Raw genomic sequence first — 19,534 nt, forward strand, 5'->3', positions numbered from 1 at the left:
ATTTATCTCGCAGTTTTAAATTCTTTCCATGTTCTAACTAATACAGGGGCAAGCAAAATAGCTATTCCGATGATTGTCATCATTGATGTCGCTGCAGCTGAACCAAATAAAATAACCTCTTCATTTACTAAGTTATCGTAAATTAACCATGAAAGAGATTGCGCACTACCTTCAGCACTAAAACCTATAATTGGCTCAAAAACTCTAAAATTGTCCATCAATGATATTAATGCAACAAATGTTACTACCGGGTAGATATGAGGTAGTACAATATGTTTAATTCTTTGAAATCTTGAAGCACCATCAATAATTGCAGCTTCAATAGGTTCCTGAGGAACTGTTTGAAGCGCAGCATAAAAAACTACAAATGCAAAAGGGGAGTGATGCCAAATTCCATATATAATAATTGTTATCCACGTGAGAGTTTTAGACGATTTCAAAGACAAATATGGATCATTCATTAAATTTTGAATATTAGCTCCAATTATTCCTTGAGAGTCTATCATCCAGAATAATACCAAAGACCCAACTAGTGGAGTTACAATCATTGGTAAAATAGTACCAAAAATTAAAGGACCTCTAATTTTTCTTGAGATTGCGTTTAAACTCAAAGCTATAATAAAACCTAACAACAAGACATTTGGAGTTACAAATATGCAATAAGTTAATGTAAATATTAGTGCTTTGTAAAATGGTAGATTAGTTACTTGGTCAACAAATTCACCAAAAGTTTCTGTTTCATTCCAAAATTTTTTTATTTCTTCTGTTGCTAAATGATTTCTATCTATATACGTCCCAAAACCATTAAATTTTCCAAGAGGTTTTGCCTCTCTTATTTTAGTAGTTGCTTCATTGTCGACTACAATTGAAACAGTACAGCCAAATGGATCACATTTTTTAACCTCTTTAACTACTTGATCATGTTGAGCATAAAAAGATTGAATTCCAGTAGAAATGATAGGAAGCCCAATAAATAGGACCATTGCTAATCCTGTTGGTAAAAAAAACCAAAAAAATGTTTTATTAGGCATTGAAAATTTTTGTTAAGTGGGGACCAAGTCCCCACTTAAAGATTAGATTTTATAGAAAGCCTTGTTCTTTAGCTTTACTAGTGTAAGCAGCTTCAACATCTTTCAATGCTTGTTCAGCTGACTCTTTACCTTGTAAAAACTCAACAATCTCACTTCCTAATGCGCCATGCATTAAACCCATTTGTGGTAACATTGGATATGGTTTTGCACCCATTTTTACAGCTTCAATTACACCAATAGATTTTGGTCCTGGAACAAATCCTTCTACTAACCAAACAGCTTGGTCAGCAGCATCAGCAACCATTTTCTTGTTCGATGCAGCATGCGCTAAAGCTCTAAATGTCGCTTCAGCATCAGCATCAGGTCTATTTTTTGCAAGTGTGAAACCATCCCACCATAAAGTTGCAGCAGGGATATTTCCACCAGCAACAGTAGCTGGACCTGTTAGTTTTGTAGCTTTAGTAATATTAGCATCACCTTCATCATCTAAAAGTGTACCTGATCTAGAAGCCCACAATGTCATTAATGCAACATTTCCAGCTTCCCATTCAACTTTGATAGCTTCACTATCATGTGTTAAATAATCTGGGTTACTTAATTCAGATAATTTTTTAAGCATGTTTAAAGTAGCAACACCTTTTGCGTTATTTACATTTGGTTCTGCACTTCCAGACTTAAAGAATTCACCACCATGACCAATGTACATGTTCACAAACTCTTCTGCTAAGTTCCAACCTGCTTTGTAAGCAGCAGCATATGGATATTGCATTTTTCCTGAAGCTCTAATTTTTTCAGAAGCAGCAACTACCTCTTCATATGTTTTCGGAATAGCTATACCAAGATCTTTTAAAACATCCTCTCTATAGTATAAGTGTTGAGTATTAGCCATAAATGCTACAGCCATTACTTTTCCATCAATTGTGATCAATTGAGAGTCTTGAATTCCTTTTCCATATTTTTTAACAAGATCATCCAAAGGTCTTATTAAGTCTTGGTTCATTAAAGGAACGATTGAACTGTTTGCTGCAATTCTAGCTGAAAATTCAGATGGATTTGCAGTAAGAGCTGGCACTGCGATTTTATTGTGCTCAGATGAATGAGTCACTTTAAAATCTGCACTTCCTTTACATTGTTTAGAAGTTTCAACGAAAGTTCTTAATGCAGGAAAATCATTAGCCAAAATATTTATTGAACCACTTTTAATGTTACAATCTGCATTTGCAGAAGTTCCAAAAAGTAAAAACAATAAAGTAACTAGTATTTTTCTCATATGTTTTCTCTCTTTATATTTGTTGTTAAATTATAATTTAAGTTCAAAAACTATATCTATTAAGAAGTTTAAATTAAAGAGGTAATTAAATCACTTTTGACGCAAGTTCTGCGCCATGCACCAAAGACTCTAGCTTCTTATAAACAATATTTTCATCAACATTTCCAAAGCCAGCAAAGGTACTAAAACCACAATCTGTTCCAGCAACCAGTTGATCTTTCTCAACAACTTTTGAATAAGTTACAAGTCTATTTTTTACAACCTCGGGATGTTCGACAAAGTTTGTGGTTGAGTCGATTACTCCAGGAGCAATTATTTTGTCGTTTGGGATTTTTAAATTTTCAAAAATTTGCCACTCATGAGAATGTCTTGGATTTGACGACTCAATTAAATAAGTTTGTATATTAGCCTTTAAAGCTATAGGCATAATTTTTTCTAGCGCAATGTCATGTAAATGGGGTCCTTCATAATTTCCCCAGCAAATATGCATTCTTATCTTGGAGCTATCTATATTGCTAATAGCGTTATTTAAACATTCTATTTGTTTTTCTGCTCTTCTTAAAAATTCTTCTTCTGATAAATCTTTAAAAGTCATGTGTCTTGCAAGAGCTAAATCTGGACAATCTAACTGAAGTTTTAATCCACTTGATGTAATTTCTTCATATTCATCTTTCATCAGGTTAGATAAATTTTCTAAATATTCATCATCATCTTTATAAAATTTATTGGGTAAGAAAGCTGAAATAACTCCTGGAGAAGCAGCATTCATGAACGCATCTTTATGATTATTTTTTTCTAAAGCTTGTTTAAAATTATTTATATCTTTTGTTAGGGAAGTTTTATCTTTAATTTTTAATTCACTTGTACAACAAGGTCTTGTGTAAGTAGGAGTGCCACCTGTTCTTGCAATTCTTTCTTTAAAAGATGGAAAGTCATCTAAATCTTTTGGTGCTTTTCTTTCACTCTCTCCTGAAAAGCCATCAATTCTATCTTTAACATAAGTTGCATAGCTAATCTTAGACATTTCACCGTCACTAATATAGTCAATTCCTACTTCTATTTGTTTTTTAACAATATTATCTACATCTCTTTGAACAATTTTATCAAATTCATTTAAATCTATATTTTCTTTTTGATCTTTCTTAAATAAAAGATCGGATAATTCATTTGATCTCGGTAAACTTCCAACATGTGTTGTTTTAATTTTACTCATAATTTATTTCATTAAAATTTGTTTCCAAATTGCAACCTCATCAAACAAAACCCATTCTCTTATAACATTTCCATCAATTATTTCTGCATGGTTTATACCCATTATAAAAATATTTTGATTTGATTTTTCTCCAAATTCTTCAGTGTCTTTAGAATGTTTACCTTCTAGAAACCATCTTATTGATGCTTTAGGATTTTTATCTGCTTCTTCTAAATAACCAATGTGCTCAACAGAAAACTTCATATCACTTAAAGTATTTTTCAAAACATTCCAAAATTTGATTATATCCTCTCTCCCATGTCCTATTTTGTTTCCGGGCCAATAAATAGTTGCAGCTCTTGCATAATCGGAAAAATCATAATCACCTTTAAAGATATTTTTTAATATTTTGGAGTATTTGCCTCCAACAGAATCATTAGGTACAACGCCTTGTTTGTAATCTGAATTCATCTCAGAATTTGAATTAAATAATTGTTTTGCTTTTTCAACGCCGCCTTCTTTATCTATAAGCATTTGAGCAAAATCTTTTGGTGTAAATCCTATTTGTCTTACCATTGCACCTTGATCACGAACAATCCATTCATCATAGACTTGATTATTTTTGCATGCACAATCAGCAATTACTCTGTAATAAATATCTTTACCAGTTGGTTTGCCGTATGAACCATCTCCAAGATGTGTTCCTTTACTTAAAATTCTATGAGATGAATGATAACCGATATCATCATTTCCATTCCAAATCACATCTTCACCAAGCAATTGTCTGTTAGGAAATTCTTTTAAGGTCGCATAAGTAGCATCGATTACAGGTTTGTTTCCATAGATGACACCAAATGGTGATCTAACTGGAATGTTATCGCTATAAAATTGACCAATAGACTCAACATCTTTATTTTCCCAAATTTGTTTAGTTATTTTTAGTATGTAATCAGGAAAGTTTTTATATTTTGGATCAAAACCTTTCATTAGATTTGTGTTACACAATTTAAGTAACATTCCTCATTTTCATCTATTTTAATATTAACTTTTGAATTGATAGGAATAGAAATTGTATCTTTAGCATTTAAAACACACTGAAAATCATCAATCATTATTTCCCATTTTCCAGTTCTTGAGAACATTATTGTAGGTTTTTCAAATTTTAAATTAGTTATATGACCTTTGCTGGATTTTAAAATTGAATGATTAAATCCGGTATCTTGATTTATTACTGGAGAGAACTCTTTTTTTTCAAATTTGCTTCCAAGAATTTGAATTAAATTAACATTCTCATTGAGTTTGTTTTCATGTTTTGAATTTTCATTACTTTTACATATAAACTTTTCTAGTTGATCCAATTTATAGTTATCAAATTTTTTTATTTCCTCTTGAGAAATAGGCTCGAGAATTGTTTTTCCGTCTGGAATTTGATTAACAGATAAATCAATTAATGAATTATCATTTAATAGTGCCATACCAGTTTTTTTTGCTTTTTCTAAAACACTTGGAACCCAAGTTATTATTCCAGGATCATCTCCACCTAAAACAACAAAAATTAGTCCTTCTTCGTCACCTGCGTTTTCAAATGCTCTAAACATGTTAGTTGGCATTGAAATTATGTCACCAGCATTCAAAATTGTTTCATCTTTTCCTTCTGCTCCCCAATAAAATCTCCATCTACCAGAATAAATAACAAATACTTCTGCAGTTGTGTGACTATGTAGGCCCGAACCATTTTGGGGAAGTGCTGACACAGCGCCTAAATTAAAACTATGAGGCATAGCAATTTTTATAAATTGTTTGCTATCTTCAGCTACACCAGGTCCAACTATAGAATAATTTTTTCTTTCTTTGTGACCTTCAAGTTTTCCTTCCACAAAGGGCAGGGTGCTTGGAACCAACTCATTAAATTTTGCTAACCTATTTTCCATATGTTTTTCTAATTGAATTATGTTATTAACCCTACTTAAATTATTATAAATGCCAATACAACAATTTGATACAGGTTTAAAAGAACGGCAAGGTGTAAAAAAATTAGAAATTACACCTGAAGAAAATTTCAATAATAAAACAAAAGTAAGAGGCTACTTAAAAACAATTATAGAAGGTGGAATATCTAAATTAGATCAAAATATAGAAAATTATTTTGACAAAGATGTAAAAGTTAATTGTTTTCACCCTGTTAATGAATTTGAAGGTGCAAATACATTTAAAGAAAAATTTTGGCTACCTCTATTTGAAGCTTTTCCAGACATTGAGAGAAGAGAACAGATAGTCATTGGGGGTACATTTAGAGATAAAGTTCAAGTTGGATCAGTATCGATGCTTTCAGGCACATTCAAAAAACCTATTTTTGGAATAAAGCCAATTAATAAAATGGTAAATCTTAAATGCTGCGAAGTCCATGAATTGAAAAATGATAAAATTGTAGAGAGTTATATCTTAATTGATTTATTAGATTTAATATTTCAAACAGGAAAAAATCCAATAAATCCTTCAAGAGGTTCAGAAGGAAATTGGCTAAATCCAATTAATACCGATGGTGTAAATTATTTTGAAAAAGATATGAAAGTTTCTGAAGCAAGTTTAGACCAATCTTTAACGATGCAAAGAAGCTTGAACATAAAGCCAGAGTTGGAAACTAATTCAGATAAAGAATTAAAAGATAAACTAATTAATCATCCACAAAGTGAATTTTGGCATGATAAAATGATATGGTATGGACCAAGTGGAATAGGTACTGGAAGAAACCTGGAGGGATTTGTTGATAATCATCAGTTACCATTTAGAAAAACTTTTAAAGAAAGAAATTACTGGAAGCTAGGACATTACTGTGAACTTGGTGATGGAAACTTTTCAATGACTGCTGGCTGGCATAGTATACAAGCAGTTTACGGGTCAGATGATTGGTTAGGATACAAATCTGATAATCAAAATGTAACTATGAGAGTAATGGATTTTTACCATCACCACGAAGGTAAAATTAGAGAAAACTGGGTACCTATAGACTTAATACATATACTTAAGCAAATAGGTATTGATGTTTTAGATTTAATTAAGGACTAATCTTTTAACTTATCCCACTCAGACATACCGCCTGAAATATTTTTAACGTTCTTAATTCCCATTTCTTTCATTGTTTTTGTAGCAAGAGTTCCTTGACCACCTAAACCACAAAATACAACATATTCTTTGTCAGGATTATTTTTAAAAGTATCGTTTTCAATAGGACTTCCTTCGGCTAAATAAAATTCTAGCAAACCTCTATCTAAATGCATTGCATTTCCAATAGTCCCTTTAGAAAAACTTTCTTTATCTCTAACATCAATAAATTGAACGTTAGGATCATTTAATTTCTTCTTTGCTTCTTCAGCAGTGATGTTTTCAATTTCATTGCTGACGCTCATTACATCTTCAAATTTTTTCATGTTAAATCCTATTTAATAAATTGTTTAGTAACCGTATTTTTTCAATCTAACATCACCAGTTCTTGCATGAGCTTCCATTCCTTCATATCTTGAAAGTCTAGCAGCAGCTGCTCCAACAAGTTCAGTAGATTCTTTGGTCATTCTTTGGAAACTTAAAGTTTTAATAAATTTACCAACAAACAAACCACCCGTATATCTTCCAGCACCTTTAGTTGGAAGAATATGATTTGTTCCGGAGCATTTATCACCATAAGCAACAGTTGTTTCTTCACCAATAAATAAAGACCCGTAATTTTTTAATCTTTTGTGGAACCAATCTAAGTTTTTAGTTTGAACTTCTAAGTGTTCTGGTGCGTACTCATCACTAATTGTAGCCATTTCCTCGTCTGTATCACAAAGAACAACTTCTCCGTAATCTCTCCAAGCAGCTTCTGCATTAGTTCTTGGTAACTCAGGAAGATCAGCAATAAGTTCAGGCACTCTTTTAATTACCTTTTCTGCTAATTCTTTACTTGTTGTCCAAAGCCAAGCTGGTGAATTGTATCCGTGCTCTGCTTGACCAACCAAATCTACTGCAACAATTTCTGGATCTGCGTTTTCATCAGCAATAATTCCAATTTCTGTTGGACCTGCAAATAAATCAATACCTACTTTACCAAATAAAATTCTTTTAGCTTCAGCAACAAATTGGTTTCCAGGACCTACCAATATATCAGCAGGCGCATTTCCAAATAAACCATTTGTCATTGCAGCTATTGCTTGAACTCCACCTAAATTCATAATTACATCTGCACCACAAAGATCAGCTGTGTAAACAATAGTTGGATGAACACCAACACCAGGTTTTGGAGAGCTACATACTAAAATATTTTTAACTCCTGCTACTTTTGCAGTTGTTACACTCATTACTGCAGATGCAATGTGAGCATATCTTCCAGCAGGTACATAACATCCAGCTGTATTAACAGGAATTAATCTTTGACCTGCATATAAACCTTCAGACAATTCAACTTCAAAATCTTGACCATAATTTTTTAATTGAGCTTCCGCAAATTTTCTCACTCTTTCGTGAGCGAACTGAACATCATCTTTTGTTTTTTGATCTAAATTTTTTTTAATATCTTCAATTTTTTCTTTAGAGATAACTACTTCACCTTCATACTTATCAAATTTTTTAGAAAGTTCTTTGCAACCTTCTTCTTTGCTTGTTTCAATATCTTTAAGAATATTTTCAACTATTTCTCTTGTTTTTGTATCATCAGTTGATGATGTTTTTGGTGATTTTTTTAAGTATGTAATTGCCATTTCTCTCCTTTTAAAATTTAAAGTTTTTTAGGTTAATTTCTAAAAAAATTCAATTAATCATTTAGTCCAAAGCTACTACTGCCGCAGCTATAGATGCTAATCTTGCTTGCGCTTCATCAGATCTACTAGTTATTACAACTGGAACTTTTCCTCCTACTACAACTCCTGCAGCACATGCGCCCATAAAATAAATCATCATTTTAACTAGGGCATTTCCAGTTTCAACACTTGGAACTAATAGTACGTCAGCTTCTCCTGCAACTAAATTTTTAATACCTTTAATACCAGCAGATTTTTTAGAAATACTATTATCAAAAGCTAAAGGTCCAAAGACATCTGCGTTCAAATTTTCTTCTTTTGCGAGTTTTGTTATTTCGGCTGCTTCAATTGAACTTGGTACACTTTCTAAAACTTCTTCTGTTGCAGACAATACGGAAACTTTTGGTCTTTCAATTCCTATACGATTTGAAAAATTTATTACATTTTTTAGAATATGCATTTTTGTTTTAACATTTGGCAATACATTTAAAGCACCATCAGTTATTATTAATGGCTTATCATCTTTTCCAATAGTCATATGCCAGATATGACTTAATCTAGTTTTACCCAATAAGTTGTACTCTCGCTTTAAAACTTCTTTCATAAGAACATCAGTATGAATATGTCCTTTAACAATTATTTTAACTTTACCTTCACTTGCAAGTTTAGCTGCAATTTTTGCTGTATTGTTTTCAACTGGCTCATGAATAAGTTCATATTTTGATATATCCCAACCAAGGTCCTCAGCACATTTTTGAATTTCAACTTCATGACCGATAAAAACTGGTTCAATTAGATTTTCATTTACAGCGTCTTGAACAGATAACATGGGTAGGGGTTTACCAGCATTTACAACTGCAACCTTAACTCCTTTTTTACTATGAGCTATGTCTAATAGTTTATTTGGACAGACAATTTCTTTGTTTGAAAGCATAATTTTAGTCGTTAAGAATTTTTACTTCTTGCTCATTTATACTCAAGAAAACTTCTTCTCCAACTTTAAAAATGTCATTTGTATCACCTGATACAACATACAATTTTCCAACTTTAGAATTTAAAATGTATTGATAACTACTGCCCACAAAAGATGCATTATTTACAGTAGCATGAATACAATTATCACCTTTATTTCTATCAATTGATATTTTTTCTGGTCTTAAGGCGACAGAAATATCTCCATTTAATTCTTTGTCACTCTCAATTTTTATATTCATTTCAGCTATTTTAATATTATATGAATTTGAATTTTTATTTATGACCTCGGCTTTCACAACATTTGCATCACCAATAAAATTTGCAACAAATTTGTTTCTAGGGAAATTATATAGATCTTTTGGACTACCTTCTTGAGCAATTACTGCATTGTTCATTACGATTACTTTGTCTGAGATAGCTAAAGCTTCTTCTTGATCATGCGTTACGTAAATAGTTGTAACTCCTAATTTTTGTTGGATTTCTCTAATATCTTCTCTCACCTGTCTTCTTAATTTTGCATCTAAGTTTGAAAGAGGCTCATCAAACAGAAGCACTTTTGGCTCCAATACAATTGCTCTTGCAACAGCAACTCTTTGTTGTTGTCCTCCAGATAATTCTGAAGGCATTCTATTTTCATATCCTTCAAGGTTTACTAGTTTTAATGTTTCTAATGATTTTTGAACGTATTCCTCTTTATTTACATTGATCATTTTTAAACCATAAGAAACATTTTCCAATACACTCATGTGTGGAAATAAAGCGTAAGATTGAAATACCATAGACACGTCTCTATCTGTTGCAGGCAGTAATGTTACGTCCTCATCATCAACTAAAATTTTTCCACTTGTAGCTCTTTCAAGACCTGCAATAATTCTTAGTGAAGTTGTTTTTCCACATCCAGATGGACCAAGCAAAGTTGTCAACGTTCCAGCTTCAAATTTACAACTAACATTATCAACAGCTGTAGTTTCGTTAAATTTCTTTGTAATATTTTCAAACTTTACTTCAGCTTTTTTCATTATCTAAATTCCCTGTAAAATTGATGAATTTTGATCTCTTCTTCCTAGTTTACGTTTTCCTATTATTAATTGCATTAACATAATTGTAAACAACATTACTACAATTAAAGCAGATGAATATACTATCGCTAAACCATAGTCATTATTTTCTAATCTTCCTAAAATATAAGATACTGCAAGATCATAATTTGCACTGACTAAGAATATAACAGCACTAATTGCTGTCATTGCTCTTACAAAACTAAATACTAATGAAGCAGTAATTGCTGGTTTAAGCAATGGAAGAATTATATTTCTAAAAGTTTGAGCACTTGATGCATTTAAAGTTGAAGAAGCTTCATCTAAATGAGGATCAAGTTGGTTCATGGCAGCTATTCCAGCTCTTACACCAACTGGCATATTCCTAAATACAAATGCAATTACTAAAATAATTCCTGTCCCTGTTAGCTCTAATGGTGGAACGTTAAAAGCAAAAACATAACTAACACCAATAACACTACCAGGTATTGCAAAACTCAACATAGTTCCAAATTCGAAAGCATTTTTGCCTTTAAATCTATGTCTTGTTAAAAGATATGCAGTTAAAATTCCTATTGCAGCAGTTGGTAAAGATGAAATCAAAGCGATAGTGAATGTTGTATTAAATGAATTCCATGCAGTTCCAGTCCATAAAAAGCCTCTATCTTCTACCCATTCAACACTGAAGGCTTCAATGTAATGTTTTAAAGTAAAGCTATGATCAATGCCCCACATTTCTACAAATCCACCAAACATAATCATGACGTAGATAATAAAAGTTAGTAAAGCCCAAGGAAGCACTGTTGAATAAATTACCCATTTTGTTTTATTCGGTAGCTCAGGATGAACACCACTATCTCCTTTACCAGAAATTGAAATATAAGATTTTTTTCCTAACCATTGATTTTGAAGATAAAAAACAACTAAGACTACGGACAATAAAATCATTGCAAGTATTGCTGCTTTAGTTTCATCATATTGTGCACCTACAATTGCAAAAAATATTTCTGTTGATAGAACATCGTACTCAGCTCCAAGGACTAACGGGTTTCCAAAGTCTGCTAAACTTTCAATAAAGCCAAGTAGAAATGCATTGGCTATTCCTGGCCTCATTAAAGGCAATGTAACAGTTTTAAAAACTTGCCACTTTGAAGCCCTTAATGTTTGTGATGCCTCTTCCATTGATGGGCTGACACTTTCTACAACACCAATTAAAACTAAAAATGCAATAGGTGTGAAAGCAAGAGTTTGTGCAAACCAAATCCCTGGTAAGCCATAAATCCATCTTGAAGGTTCAATATCAAATCCCCACTCAAGAAACGAACTTACAACACCAGTTCTTCCAAATAAAATTATGATAGCTAAACCGATTACAAATGGAGGTGTGATGATTGGCAAGACAGATAATATTCTAACTGTTTTTTTAAATCTAAAACTTGTTCTTGCTATTAAAAGTGCAAAACCTAAACCTAAAATTGTGGATGAAAAAGCAGTAAGAGTACCCATGGTAATAGTATTCCAAAAAACACCACAAGCATAGTCACTATATAAACAATCTAATCCCCATATCCCTTTGTTAAAAATCTTATCTGAAAAATTACTAATTTCGTAACCACCTTCAGTTCCTTTAAAGGCTACACCAAACATTCTAAATATTGGAAAAAAAACAAAAGTAGATACTAAAATAATTATACTTCCAATACTTCCTACAATAAAATTATCTCCATTTAACCAGCCACGAGATGCAAGGCCGTGAGTAATATAAAATATAAAAGCACAACATGTAAGTACTGCACCTGAACCCATTCCATATTGATTTTCTACATCTCCAAAAATTGATTGGAATATTTCATAATTCCACCCTCTGATCCCAACAGCAAAACCTTGTAAGAAAAAATAAAAGAAACCAAATAAACCTGAGTACAAAAATATTTTTGAATACAGAGGATTGGTTTGATTTAATTTAATTGTAGTTAGGGGTAAAAATAATGGAAAGATTAATGGGAATAACCAATATTTTTTATTTATAAAAACTTGAGGTAGGGCAGATCCGTAATCTTCTAAAGAATACTCTAAAATCCAATTGATTGAGAAAAACCCGTCACCTGTTACATACCATGGAAAGAGAAAGAAACCTGTTCCACCAATTAGTATCCAACAAATGACGAGCCCTCTCATTAATTCCTAAAATTATCTAGGAATTACAGATACGTCTTTATCCCACTTAGATAACAGACTCGCTCTTGTTGCTTTATCTCCATAAACTTTAAAATTGTAATCAATCAAGTTTATAGTTGATAAATCGGGAGCATCAGGATCAGCTTTTGCTTTAGTATTAGATGGTACTTGCAAAGATTTTCCTGAAGTGAACACCATAGTTTGTATTGCAGGACTTAATGCCCAGTCATAAAACTTTTTAGCTTCCTTCATATTTCTTGCACCAGCAATAATACTCATTGATCCAACCTCATAACCAGTTCCTTCTTCAGGAGAAACAGTTACTACAGGTAAACCTTTCTTAGTTTGTTTCACACCATCGTGTTGGAAACAAATACCAATTAAGTTTTCACCTCTTCCAGTTGCTTTAATTGGAGCAGAACCAGATTTAGTATAAGTGTTTATATTTGCATGAAGTTTCTTCATGTAATCCCAACCTTTATCTTCTCCAAAAATTTGAAGAATTGTAGCTAAAGTTGTGTAAGCAGTTCCAGATGAATTTGGATTTGCTACTTGGATTTCACCTTTGTAAATAGGTTTTGTTAAGTCCATCCATGATTTAGGAGCTGGAAGACCTTTTTTTGCTAAAAGATCTTTATTGTATCCAAAACCTAATGCACCAACATAAATTCCTACAGATTTATAGTCAGCATTTTTTGCTTGGTTTTGAGCTGCTGGTAATAAATCATCAAAGTGTTTTGATTTATATTTTTCAGTTAAATTTTCCTGAGCAGCTGTTAAGTGTGGATCACCAGTTCCACCAAACCAAACATCACCTTTTGGATTAGAAGCTTCTGCTTTAATTTTTGCAAAAGTTTCACCACTACTTGCTCTTGTCATTGCAACTTTTGTGCCTGTTTCTTTTTCATAAGCTTGTTCAAGCATTTCACAAACATCAATTTCAACACTGCAATATAAAGTTAACTTTGCAGCAGAAGCTTTGTTTGTTAAGCCAAACATTGTTAATGAAAAAAGAAGGACAATAGATGCTATTTTTAATAGTTTATTCATAATATCCTCTCTAAAGTTATATTAACGAGAAAGTTATTATGATTTTAATTTAATTGTTACCGTTTTATTACAAAATACACCTTCAGGTTTAATTTTTTTTTTAGTTATCCATATCAGATGTATGATATAAAAATTTTTATTGAGAGGGTAGATATTTGGAGATTGTAACTAAAATAGCACCGTTAGCTTTAGCGTTGATAATGCTTGGCCTAGGACTTGGTTTATCTGTAAAAGATTTTACGAGAGTAATTAGAAATCCAAAAGATTTTTTAATTGGAATAACTTGCCAATTAATTCTTTTACCAATTGTAGCTTACATATTGGTTCTAATTTTAAGATTACCAATCGAAATAGCTTTAGGTTTAATGATTATAGCTGCAGCACCAGGAGGTGTTACATCAAATGTTCTGACCAAGTTTGCAGATGGAGATGTAGCTTTATCAATTTCTTTAACAGCTGTTGGAAGTTTAATTAGTATTATTTCAGTTCCATTTATAGTTTTTACTTCAGCTGGAATACTAGGGGTTACTGAAATGTCTACAGATATTACGATGACAGGGATTGCACTTAAAATGGCTCTGGTTGTAACTGTTCCAGTAATTATAGGAATGGTTATAAGAGCATTTGCAGAGAATTTTATCTCTTCAAATATTAACATTGTCAATAGAACTACTAGTTTATTATTTGTTATTGTATTTGCAACAATATGGATTGAGGAAAGAGAAAATATTTTTAATTATTTAGCTCAAGCTGGAATAGCGGTTTTAATTTTAAATATAGTGATGATGATTTTAGCTTTTTATATTGCTAAAGTTTTTGCAACTGGAGTTGCTCAGAGAAAATGCATTTCTTTAGAGTGCGGCCTTCAAAATGGAACTTTAGCAGTATTTGTTGCATCTCAAATTTTTAATGATGTTGCTTACATGATACCAACAGCTGCTTATGCTTTAGTCATGTATATTACGGGATTTATTTTTATATATATTTTAAGAAGATCTAGTTAATTGTAGCTTTATTTAAAATTTTATAAATTAGTTCTGAAATTTCTTTTATTGTTTGTTCTTGTATTTTTTGGGTTTTTGAAAAAATTTTTTCATCAATTTTAAGTGAAATTAATTTTTTTTGATCCATTTTTGCAAAACCTCTTTTAATTAAAAAATTAACTTTTCGAACAACAGTCGGTCTTGGAATACCTGTAATCTCTGATATTGACATGGAATTCAAACCAACTGTATCTGCATAAGATATTCGCTTTCTCCACTTTTCAATATCTATATCCTGGATAATAAAATTTTTACTTGATGATGCATTTGATATTATAAGCAAAGCTACGCATAATGTTTCTAAATCTTTTGTTTCTTTTCTCCATCTGAAAAAGTAAGAAAAAATAAATTTATAAAATTCGTACCAACAATATGAGAAATTATTCTTAATAGTATCTGTTATTTCATTGGAAGAAAAAGAGTTTGGAATTTTATTTTCTTGTTTTAAAATTTTTGAAGAAATTGATACCAAATACGATATATTTTTTAATGCACTTATTGGCTGTACTGTTTCATAAGCAGATCTATCAATAAAAATTTTTTTTCTTGTTCGTCTAATTACGCCTATTTTTTCTAGATAAATAATCTTTCTTCTTACACTTTCTTTAGGCATTTGAAGATCTCTAGAAATTTCAATTATTTTAATTGCTTCGATTTCTAAAGTTTTGTCTTTATAAAAGGTGTTGTAATCGACCTGAATTCCATTTTTTTTAAAAAATTTAAAATTATTATTAACCAAATAGATCAAGATCATATACATTTCTATGTCTTTGAAATTTGAATAAGCACTAATTACCCATTCAGATACAAATTTATAAAAAGCTGGAACGAAATTATTAAATTTTTTATTGATTACTGATGTAACCTTTTTTTCATCCAGTGCATCAGATATGCTTGGTAGTGTGCTCATGATTTAAAAAAACCCAATATGGACAATACATAAATAAGAGTCAACCCATTTTGGACATTCCTAATATGTAATAATGTAACTATTAATGATTAAATGATTTTGTATTTAAAAATTATGAGTACAGAAAGCTTAAATAGAACATCCGTTGAAATTGAGAACCCCCCTCAAAATATTGAAGCTCCACAAAGAGTGAATGTGGATGTTCTAAAGCAAAGACTTCTTGAAGAGAAAAAAAAAGAAAAAGTTAAAAGAACAATCATTGTTTCTTCTGTTGTTGCTTGTTTAGGAGTTTTAACTTTTTTTACTTATTAAAGTTTCTAAATCTTTTTTAATAATATCAGGAATATTAATTTCTTTTTTAAGATTTTGTTTGAAACGATTAAATTTGTTTTGTCCTGGATACATTATTTCTTTAACACCTTTAATCTTAGGAAGTTTTTTTATTGTTTTAATATTGTCTTTAATTCTTTCATTATAATTTTTTTGAAATAAGTTTGCTTTAAACGTTATAAATAAATGTCCAATATTTTGTGGTCCTGAAAAATCATCAAAAGGATCTTTAACTCGACCTGCATGATTTCCTCCAGTTAGTACACCACTTAAAATATCTACCATCCAAGCAAGTCCCGAACCTCTAAATCCAGCAATAGGCAATTGAACTCCTGCTAATGCTTTTTTTGCATCAGTAGTTGGTTTTCCAAATTTATCTAATGCTACACCTGCAGGAATAGTTTGATTGTTTCTTGCAGCAACTCTAATTTTACCTCTGTTAATCATTGAGATTGAAGTATCTAAAATAAAAGGAACTTTAGAACCAGTAGGGGTTCCAAAACAAATTGGGTTAGTTCCAAATAAAGTTTTTAATGCACCATGAGGAGCAACTGCTGGAGGAGCATTTGTATAAATCATCGCTATTAAATTTTTCTTAACCGCTTGTTCTGCGTAATAACCTGATAAACCATAGTGACCACTATTTTTTACAGCAACCATTCCTATTCCAGTTTTTTGAGCATGTTTAATAGCAGTTTTAATTCCAAGATCAGCAGCAACAAATCCAATACTGTTATTTGCATCAATATGAGAAATAGAAGATGAAATTTTTTTAATTTTTATTTTTGGTTTTGGATTAATTACTTTTTTAGAAATTCTATCACAATACATTTTAAGTCTTGATAAACCATGACCGTAAGCTCCAACTAACTCTGCATTGATTAAAGCATTAGCAGAAATTAAAGCATGATCTTTACTTAAACCAAATTTTTGAAAAATTTTAATTACTTGATTTTTTAACAAAGGAGTTTTCATTTATCCTTTTCCACGCCATGGAATAGTTTTATCGATTATTTTTCTTAAAGTTACATCGAATAATAAACCAAGAAGACCCATAATAAATATCGTTATCCAAATAACTTCGTACTGGAAGTATTTTTTAGCAACGTTCTCAACAAAACCAATACCTGTTGTTCCAGCTAAAAATTCTGCTGCAACCAATGTTCCCCAACACATACCAACTGCAACTCTTATTCCAGTTAAAATTTCTGGGAGAGAATTTGGGAAAATTACATATCTTAATATTTGTTTTTTTGTAGCTCCTAATGAGTGAGCAGCATGAATTTTTGATAATTGAGTTCCTGATGCCCCAGCTCTTGCTGAAATAATCATAATAGATAAAGAGACCATAAATAATAAAAATATCTTTCCAGAGTTATCAATTCCAAGTACAGAAATAATTAACGGAGCCCAAGCAAGTGGGGGAACAGGTCTATAAAGTTCAATTAATGGATCAAAGAAACCTTTTGCAAATCTGTTTAGACCCATAAATAATCCTAATGGAACACCAATAATAATTCCAAACACTAATCCTAAAAATACCCGCATAAAAGAATCCCAGATATGTCCGTATGGAACTGGAACTTTGAATAATTTAAAGTCACCAGTAACAACTTTTAAAACATTGCTTTTAAAATTCTCTTTAACTATTCCATCTTTTGTATGAACTGGATACTCACCAGGTAAAATATCAGCTATCCAATCTGGTAAAACGAAGCCAATCATTTTACTAACATCAACCATTTCAATCCATAAAAGAGGAACATTTTTGTATCCAACACTTGGTTTAGACATCAATACAAACTTATTAAATGTATCAGATGGTTTAGGTAGCCATCTACCAGAACCTTGTTCTGAACAAGTAGGTCCACTTGCAACAATTGTTCCAGCAGGAAATAAAAGTATATCGATTAATCTTAATCCAGCTTGTTCTTTATTTTGCAACTCATCAAATTCTATGATTGCTGCTTGCATTTCATTTAATGCATTAGGAGGATAGATACTTGCAAACTCTATTCTTCTTGCAATTTTAACAATATTTTTTGCATAGTCAGATGCTATTTCTTCACTATCATCTAAACTTTTTCTGTAAGCTTTAATGTCATCTTTAAGTTGTTTAATTGAGCTTTTGAAAGGTGGATTATGATTTTTTAATTTAAAAAACTTGTCGTCAATTTTTTTTAATTCTGCTGCAGCCGCATGAAATTTTAAACCTTTATTAGTTTGAGGGGCGGTTGGTATTTCAATTGTATTTTCAATAGAACCACTTCCAGAGTCTATTGTGGTAATTCCCCAGCCACCTTGTTCATCAATAAGTTTTTGTCTTTCAGCTTTTTGAGCATCTGTCTCAAAAGGGTAATCTTTCTTTTGGAAATTAGAACTTAGAAGTTTTATTTCTTCTGTTATTTCTTGAAGTTTAATTTTGGTATCCATTTCCATTAATTCTTCACTTGTTAACAGTGGAATTAATTTAGATGTTCTATCAATGTAACTTACAAGAATTGTTTTTTGTTGATCATTTAGATCTGGAGATCCTTTTATTTCATTTGCAATTTTTGTAAGATTTTTATTTTCAATTTTAATAATAGATGTACTTTTGAACTCTCTTTCTTCAATAGGGAACTGATATTTTAAACCTAATAATGACTCATTTATTTTAGCAACCTGACATAATTCATTTGCTGATTTTGGATAAAAACCTTTTGCTATATCCCATGAATAATAAAGCCATAGCATTAAGATTGCACTACTTCCAACAATTACCCAGTGCGTTCCACCTTTAGCTCTTTCTGGGTTTCCAAAAACAGCATCTACTTTTTCAGTTCTGATTAATCTTCTTCCATAAAGAACACACCCAATAACAGAAACGATAATAAGTATTGTTACAAATTGGGTTAACATTAATTATCTTTCCCCATTATTTCTTCTTCCATATTCCAGATCATGGATAAAATTTCTTCTCTAGTAGATGAAAATTCTTTATTTTTTTTTATTTCTCTTAAATCTTGAGTAAGACCCATTTCTGCAAATGGAAGATTGTACTCTTTATGTATTCTTCCAGGTCTTGGTGCCATTACATATAATCTTTCACCAAGTAAAAGAGCTTCTTCAACAGAATGAGTAATTAAAATAATTGTTTTTCCAGTTTCTTTCCAAATTTTTAAAACTAAAGACTGCATCTTTTCTCTTGTTAATGCATCCAAGGCACCTAATGGCTCATCCATTAATATTAAATCAGGATCATTGATCAAACATCTTGCAAGCGCAACCCTTTGTTGCATACCACCAGATAATTGATAAGTAGGAGTGTTACCAAATCCTTTTAGGCCAACTATATCTAACCATTCTTCAACTTTTTTTGATGTTACTTCTGGATCTTCACTTTTCATACGAAGACCAAAGTTCACGTTTTCAGCAACTGTTAACCATTCAAACAAAGCACCTTGTTGAAATACCATTCCTCTTTCAACACCAGGTCCATCTATTTCATTATTATTTAAAGTAATTTTTCCTGAAGTAGGTCTTAAAAATCCAGCAGTAATATTTAATAAAGTTGTTTTTCCACAACCAGATGGGCCAAGAACAGTAAGTAGTTCTCCTTTTTTTAAAGTAAAACTAACATCTTTTAATGCATGAACTGTTTCTCCTTTTGGAGTTTTAAAAATCATATTTAGATTTTGAGAAACAAGATCACTCATAGCGCCCTTATATTAGAAATTTTTTAAAAAAAATAGGCACTAATTTTT

General features: G+C 31.2%; 18 protein-coding genes. 3 read left to right on the plus strand and 15 right to left on the minus strand.

The genetic code is table 11. The features are described from left to right. Positions 1-2: 2 nt before the first annotated feature. The 5 genes from ACTTAS_RS01415 to ACTTAS_RS01435 form a co-directional block, all read right to left on the minus strand. On the minus strand, positions 3-1,031 hold the full coding sequence (locus ACTTAS_RS01415) for a carbohydrate ABC transporter permease (RefSeq protein ID WP_440648067.1): 1,029 nt from the start codon (positions 1,029-1,031) through the stop codon (positions 3-5). A gap of 49 nt (positions 1,032-1,080) precedes the next feature. Further along, positions 1,081-2,301 (minus strand): ABC transporter substrate-binding protein, encoded by a 1,221-nt coding sequence (locus ACTTAS_RS01420; protein WP_440648065.1) that lies wholly within the window; start codon positions 2,299-2,301, stop codon positions 1,081-1,083. A gap of 85 nt (positions 2,302-2,386) precedes the next feature. Beyond that, entirely contained in the window at positions 2,387-3,514 is a 1,128-nt protein-coding gene (locus tag ACTTAS_RS01425) for a cobalamin-independent methionine synthase II family protein (RefSeq protein WP_440648063.1), read from the minus strand. Between the two features lie 3 nt (positions 3,515-3,517). After that, complete coding sequence (locus ACTTAS_RS01430) at positions 3,518-4,510, minus strand: ester cyclase (protein WP_440678065.1); 993 nt, start codon at positions 4,508-4,510, stop codon at positions 3,518-3,520. Next, complete coding sequence (locus ACTTAS_RS01435) at positions 4,480-5,424, minus strand: cupin domain-containing protein (RefSeq protein ID WP_440678066.1); 945 nt, start codon at positions 5,422-5,424, stop codon at positions 4,480-4,482. Before ACTTAS_RS01435 ends, ACTTAS_RS01430 begins: the two co-directional genes overlap by 31 nt. Positions 5,425-5,473: 49 nt before the next feature. On the opposite strand from ACTTAS_RS01435, the gene ACTTAS_RS01440 reads away from it, so the two are divergent. Beyond that, positions 5,474-6,559, plus strand: coding sequence for an ester cyclase (locus ACTTAS_RS01440; RefSeq protein WP_440678067.1), 1,086 nt, complete (start codon positions 5,474-5,476; stop codon positions 6,557-6,559). On the opposite strand, the gene ACTTAS_RS01445 is transcribed toward ACTTAS_RS01440, so the two are convergent. The 6 genes from ACTTAS_RS01445 to ACTTAS_RS01470 all read right to left on the minus strand — a co-directional run bounded on the left by ACTTAS_RS01445 (position 6,556) and on the right by ACTTAS_RS01470 (position 13,505). Further along, positions 6,556-6,921 (minus strand): rhodanese-like domain-containing protein, encoded by a 366-nt coding sequence (locus ACTTAS_RS01445; protein ID WP_440648055.1) that lies wholly within the window; start codon positions 6,919-6,921, stop codon positions 6,556-6,558. The two genes, ACTTAS_RS01440 and ACTTAS_RS01445, sit on opposite strands and share 4 nt — an antisense overlap. Positions 6,922-6,945: 24 nt before the next feature. Then, positions 6,946-8,226, minus strand: coding sequence for a histidinol dehydrogenase (hisD, locus tag ACTTAS_RS01450; protein ID WP_440648053.1), 1,281 nt, complete (start codon positions 8,224-8,226; stop codon positions 6,946-6,948). A gap of 61 nt (positions 8,227-8,287) precedes the next feature. Then, positions 8,288-9,199, minus strand: coding sequence for a bifunctional enoyl-CoA hydratase/phosphate acetyltransferase (locus tag ACTTAS_RS01455; protein WP_440678068.1), 912 nt, complete (start codon positions 9,197-9,199; stop codon positions 8,288-8,290). Between the two features lie 4 nt (positions 9,200-9,203). Next, complete coding sequence (locus ACTTAS_RS01460; RefSeq protein WP_440678069.1) at positions 9,204-10,259, minus strand: ABC transporter ATP-binding protein; 1,056 nt, start codon at positions 10,257-10,259, stop codon at positions 9,204-9,206. Between the two features lie 3 nt (positions 10,260-10,262). Continuing rightward, positions 10,263-12,455, minus strand: coding sequence for an ABC transporter permease (locus tag ACTTAS_RS01465; protein WP_440651555.1), 2,193 nt, complete (start codon positions 12,453-12,455; stop codon positions 10,263-10,265). A 12-nt stretch (positions 12,456-12,467) separates the two neighbouring features. Beyond that, on the minus strand, positions 12,468-13,505 hold the full coding sequence (locus tag ACTTAS_RS01470; RefSeq protein ID WP_262590513.1) for an ABC transporter substrate-binding protein: 1,038 nt from the start codon (positions 13,503-13,505) through the stop codon (positions 12,468-12,470). Positions 13,506-13,660: 155 nt separating this feature from the next. Between ACTTAS_RS01470 and ACTTAS_RS01475 the strand changes: the two genes are divergently transcribed. Next, entirely contained in the window at positions 13,661-14,509 is an 849-nt protein-coding gene (locus ACTTAS_RS01475) for a bile acid:sodium symporter family protein (protein WP_440678070.1), read from the plus strand. Here ACTTAS_RS01475 and ACTTAS_RS01480 read toward each other — a convergent pair. Continuing rightward, positions 14,502-15,458, minus strand: coding sequence for a MarR family transcriptional regulator (locus ACTTAS_RS01480; protein WP_440678071.1), 957 nt, complete (start codon positions 15,456-15,458; stop codon positions 14,502-14,504). The two genes, ACTTAS_RS01475 and ACTTAS_RS01480, sit on opposite strands and share 8 nt — an antisense overlap. A 114-nt stretch (positions 15,459-15,572) precedes the next feature. On the opposite strand from ACTTAS_RS01480, the gene ACTTAS_RS01485 reads away from it, so the two are divergent. Further along, positions 15,573-15,770: a hypothetical protein gene (locus ACTTAS_RS01485; protein WP_440651552.1), complete on the plus strand. Its 198-nt coding sequence runs from the start codon at positions 15,573-15,575 to the stop codon at positions 15,768-15,770. Here the strand turns inward: ACTTAS_RS01485 and ACTTAS_RS01490 are convergent. The 3 genes from ACTTAS_RS01490 to ACTTAS_RS01500 are packed head-to-tail and all read right to left on the minus strand — an operon-like array spanning position 15,750 to position 19,486. Then, complete coding sequence (locus ACTTAS_RS01490; RefSeq protein WP_440678072.1) at positions 15,750-16,763, minus strand: Ldh family oxidoreductase; 1,014 nt, start codon at positions 16,761-16,763, stop codon at positions 15,750-15,752. The two genes, ACTTAS_RS01485 and ACTTAS_RS01490, sit on opposite strands and share 21 nt — an antisense overlap. Continuing rightward, a complete protein-coding gene (locus tag ACTTAS_RS01495; protein ID WP_440678073.1) occupies positions 16,764-18,689 on the minus strand; it encodes an ABC transporter permease in 1,926 nt (641 codons plus the stop codon). Next, complete coding sequence (locus ACTTAS_RS01500; RefSeq protein ID WP_440678074.1) at positions 18,689-19,486, minus strand: ATP-binding cassette domain-containing protein; 798 nt, start codon at positions 19,484-19,486, stop codon at positions 18,689-18,691. The genes ACTTAS_RS01495 and ACTTAS_RS01500 overlap by 1 nt, the downstream gene beginning before the upstream one ends. Positions 19,487-19,534 lie beyond the last annotated feature (48 nt).

This window comes from Candidatus Pelagibacter sp. HIMB1611 (assembly GCF_052047715.1).
In the GTDB taxonomy this organism is placed as follows: domain Bacteria; phylum Pseudomonadota; class Alphaproteobacteria; order Pelagibacterales; family Pelagibacteraceae; genus Pelagibacter.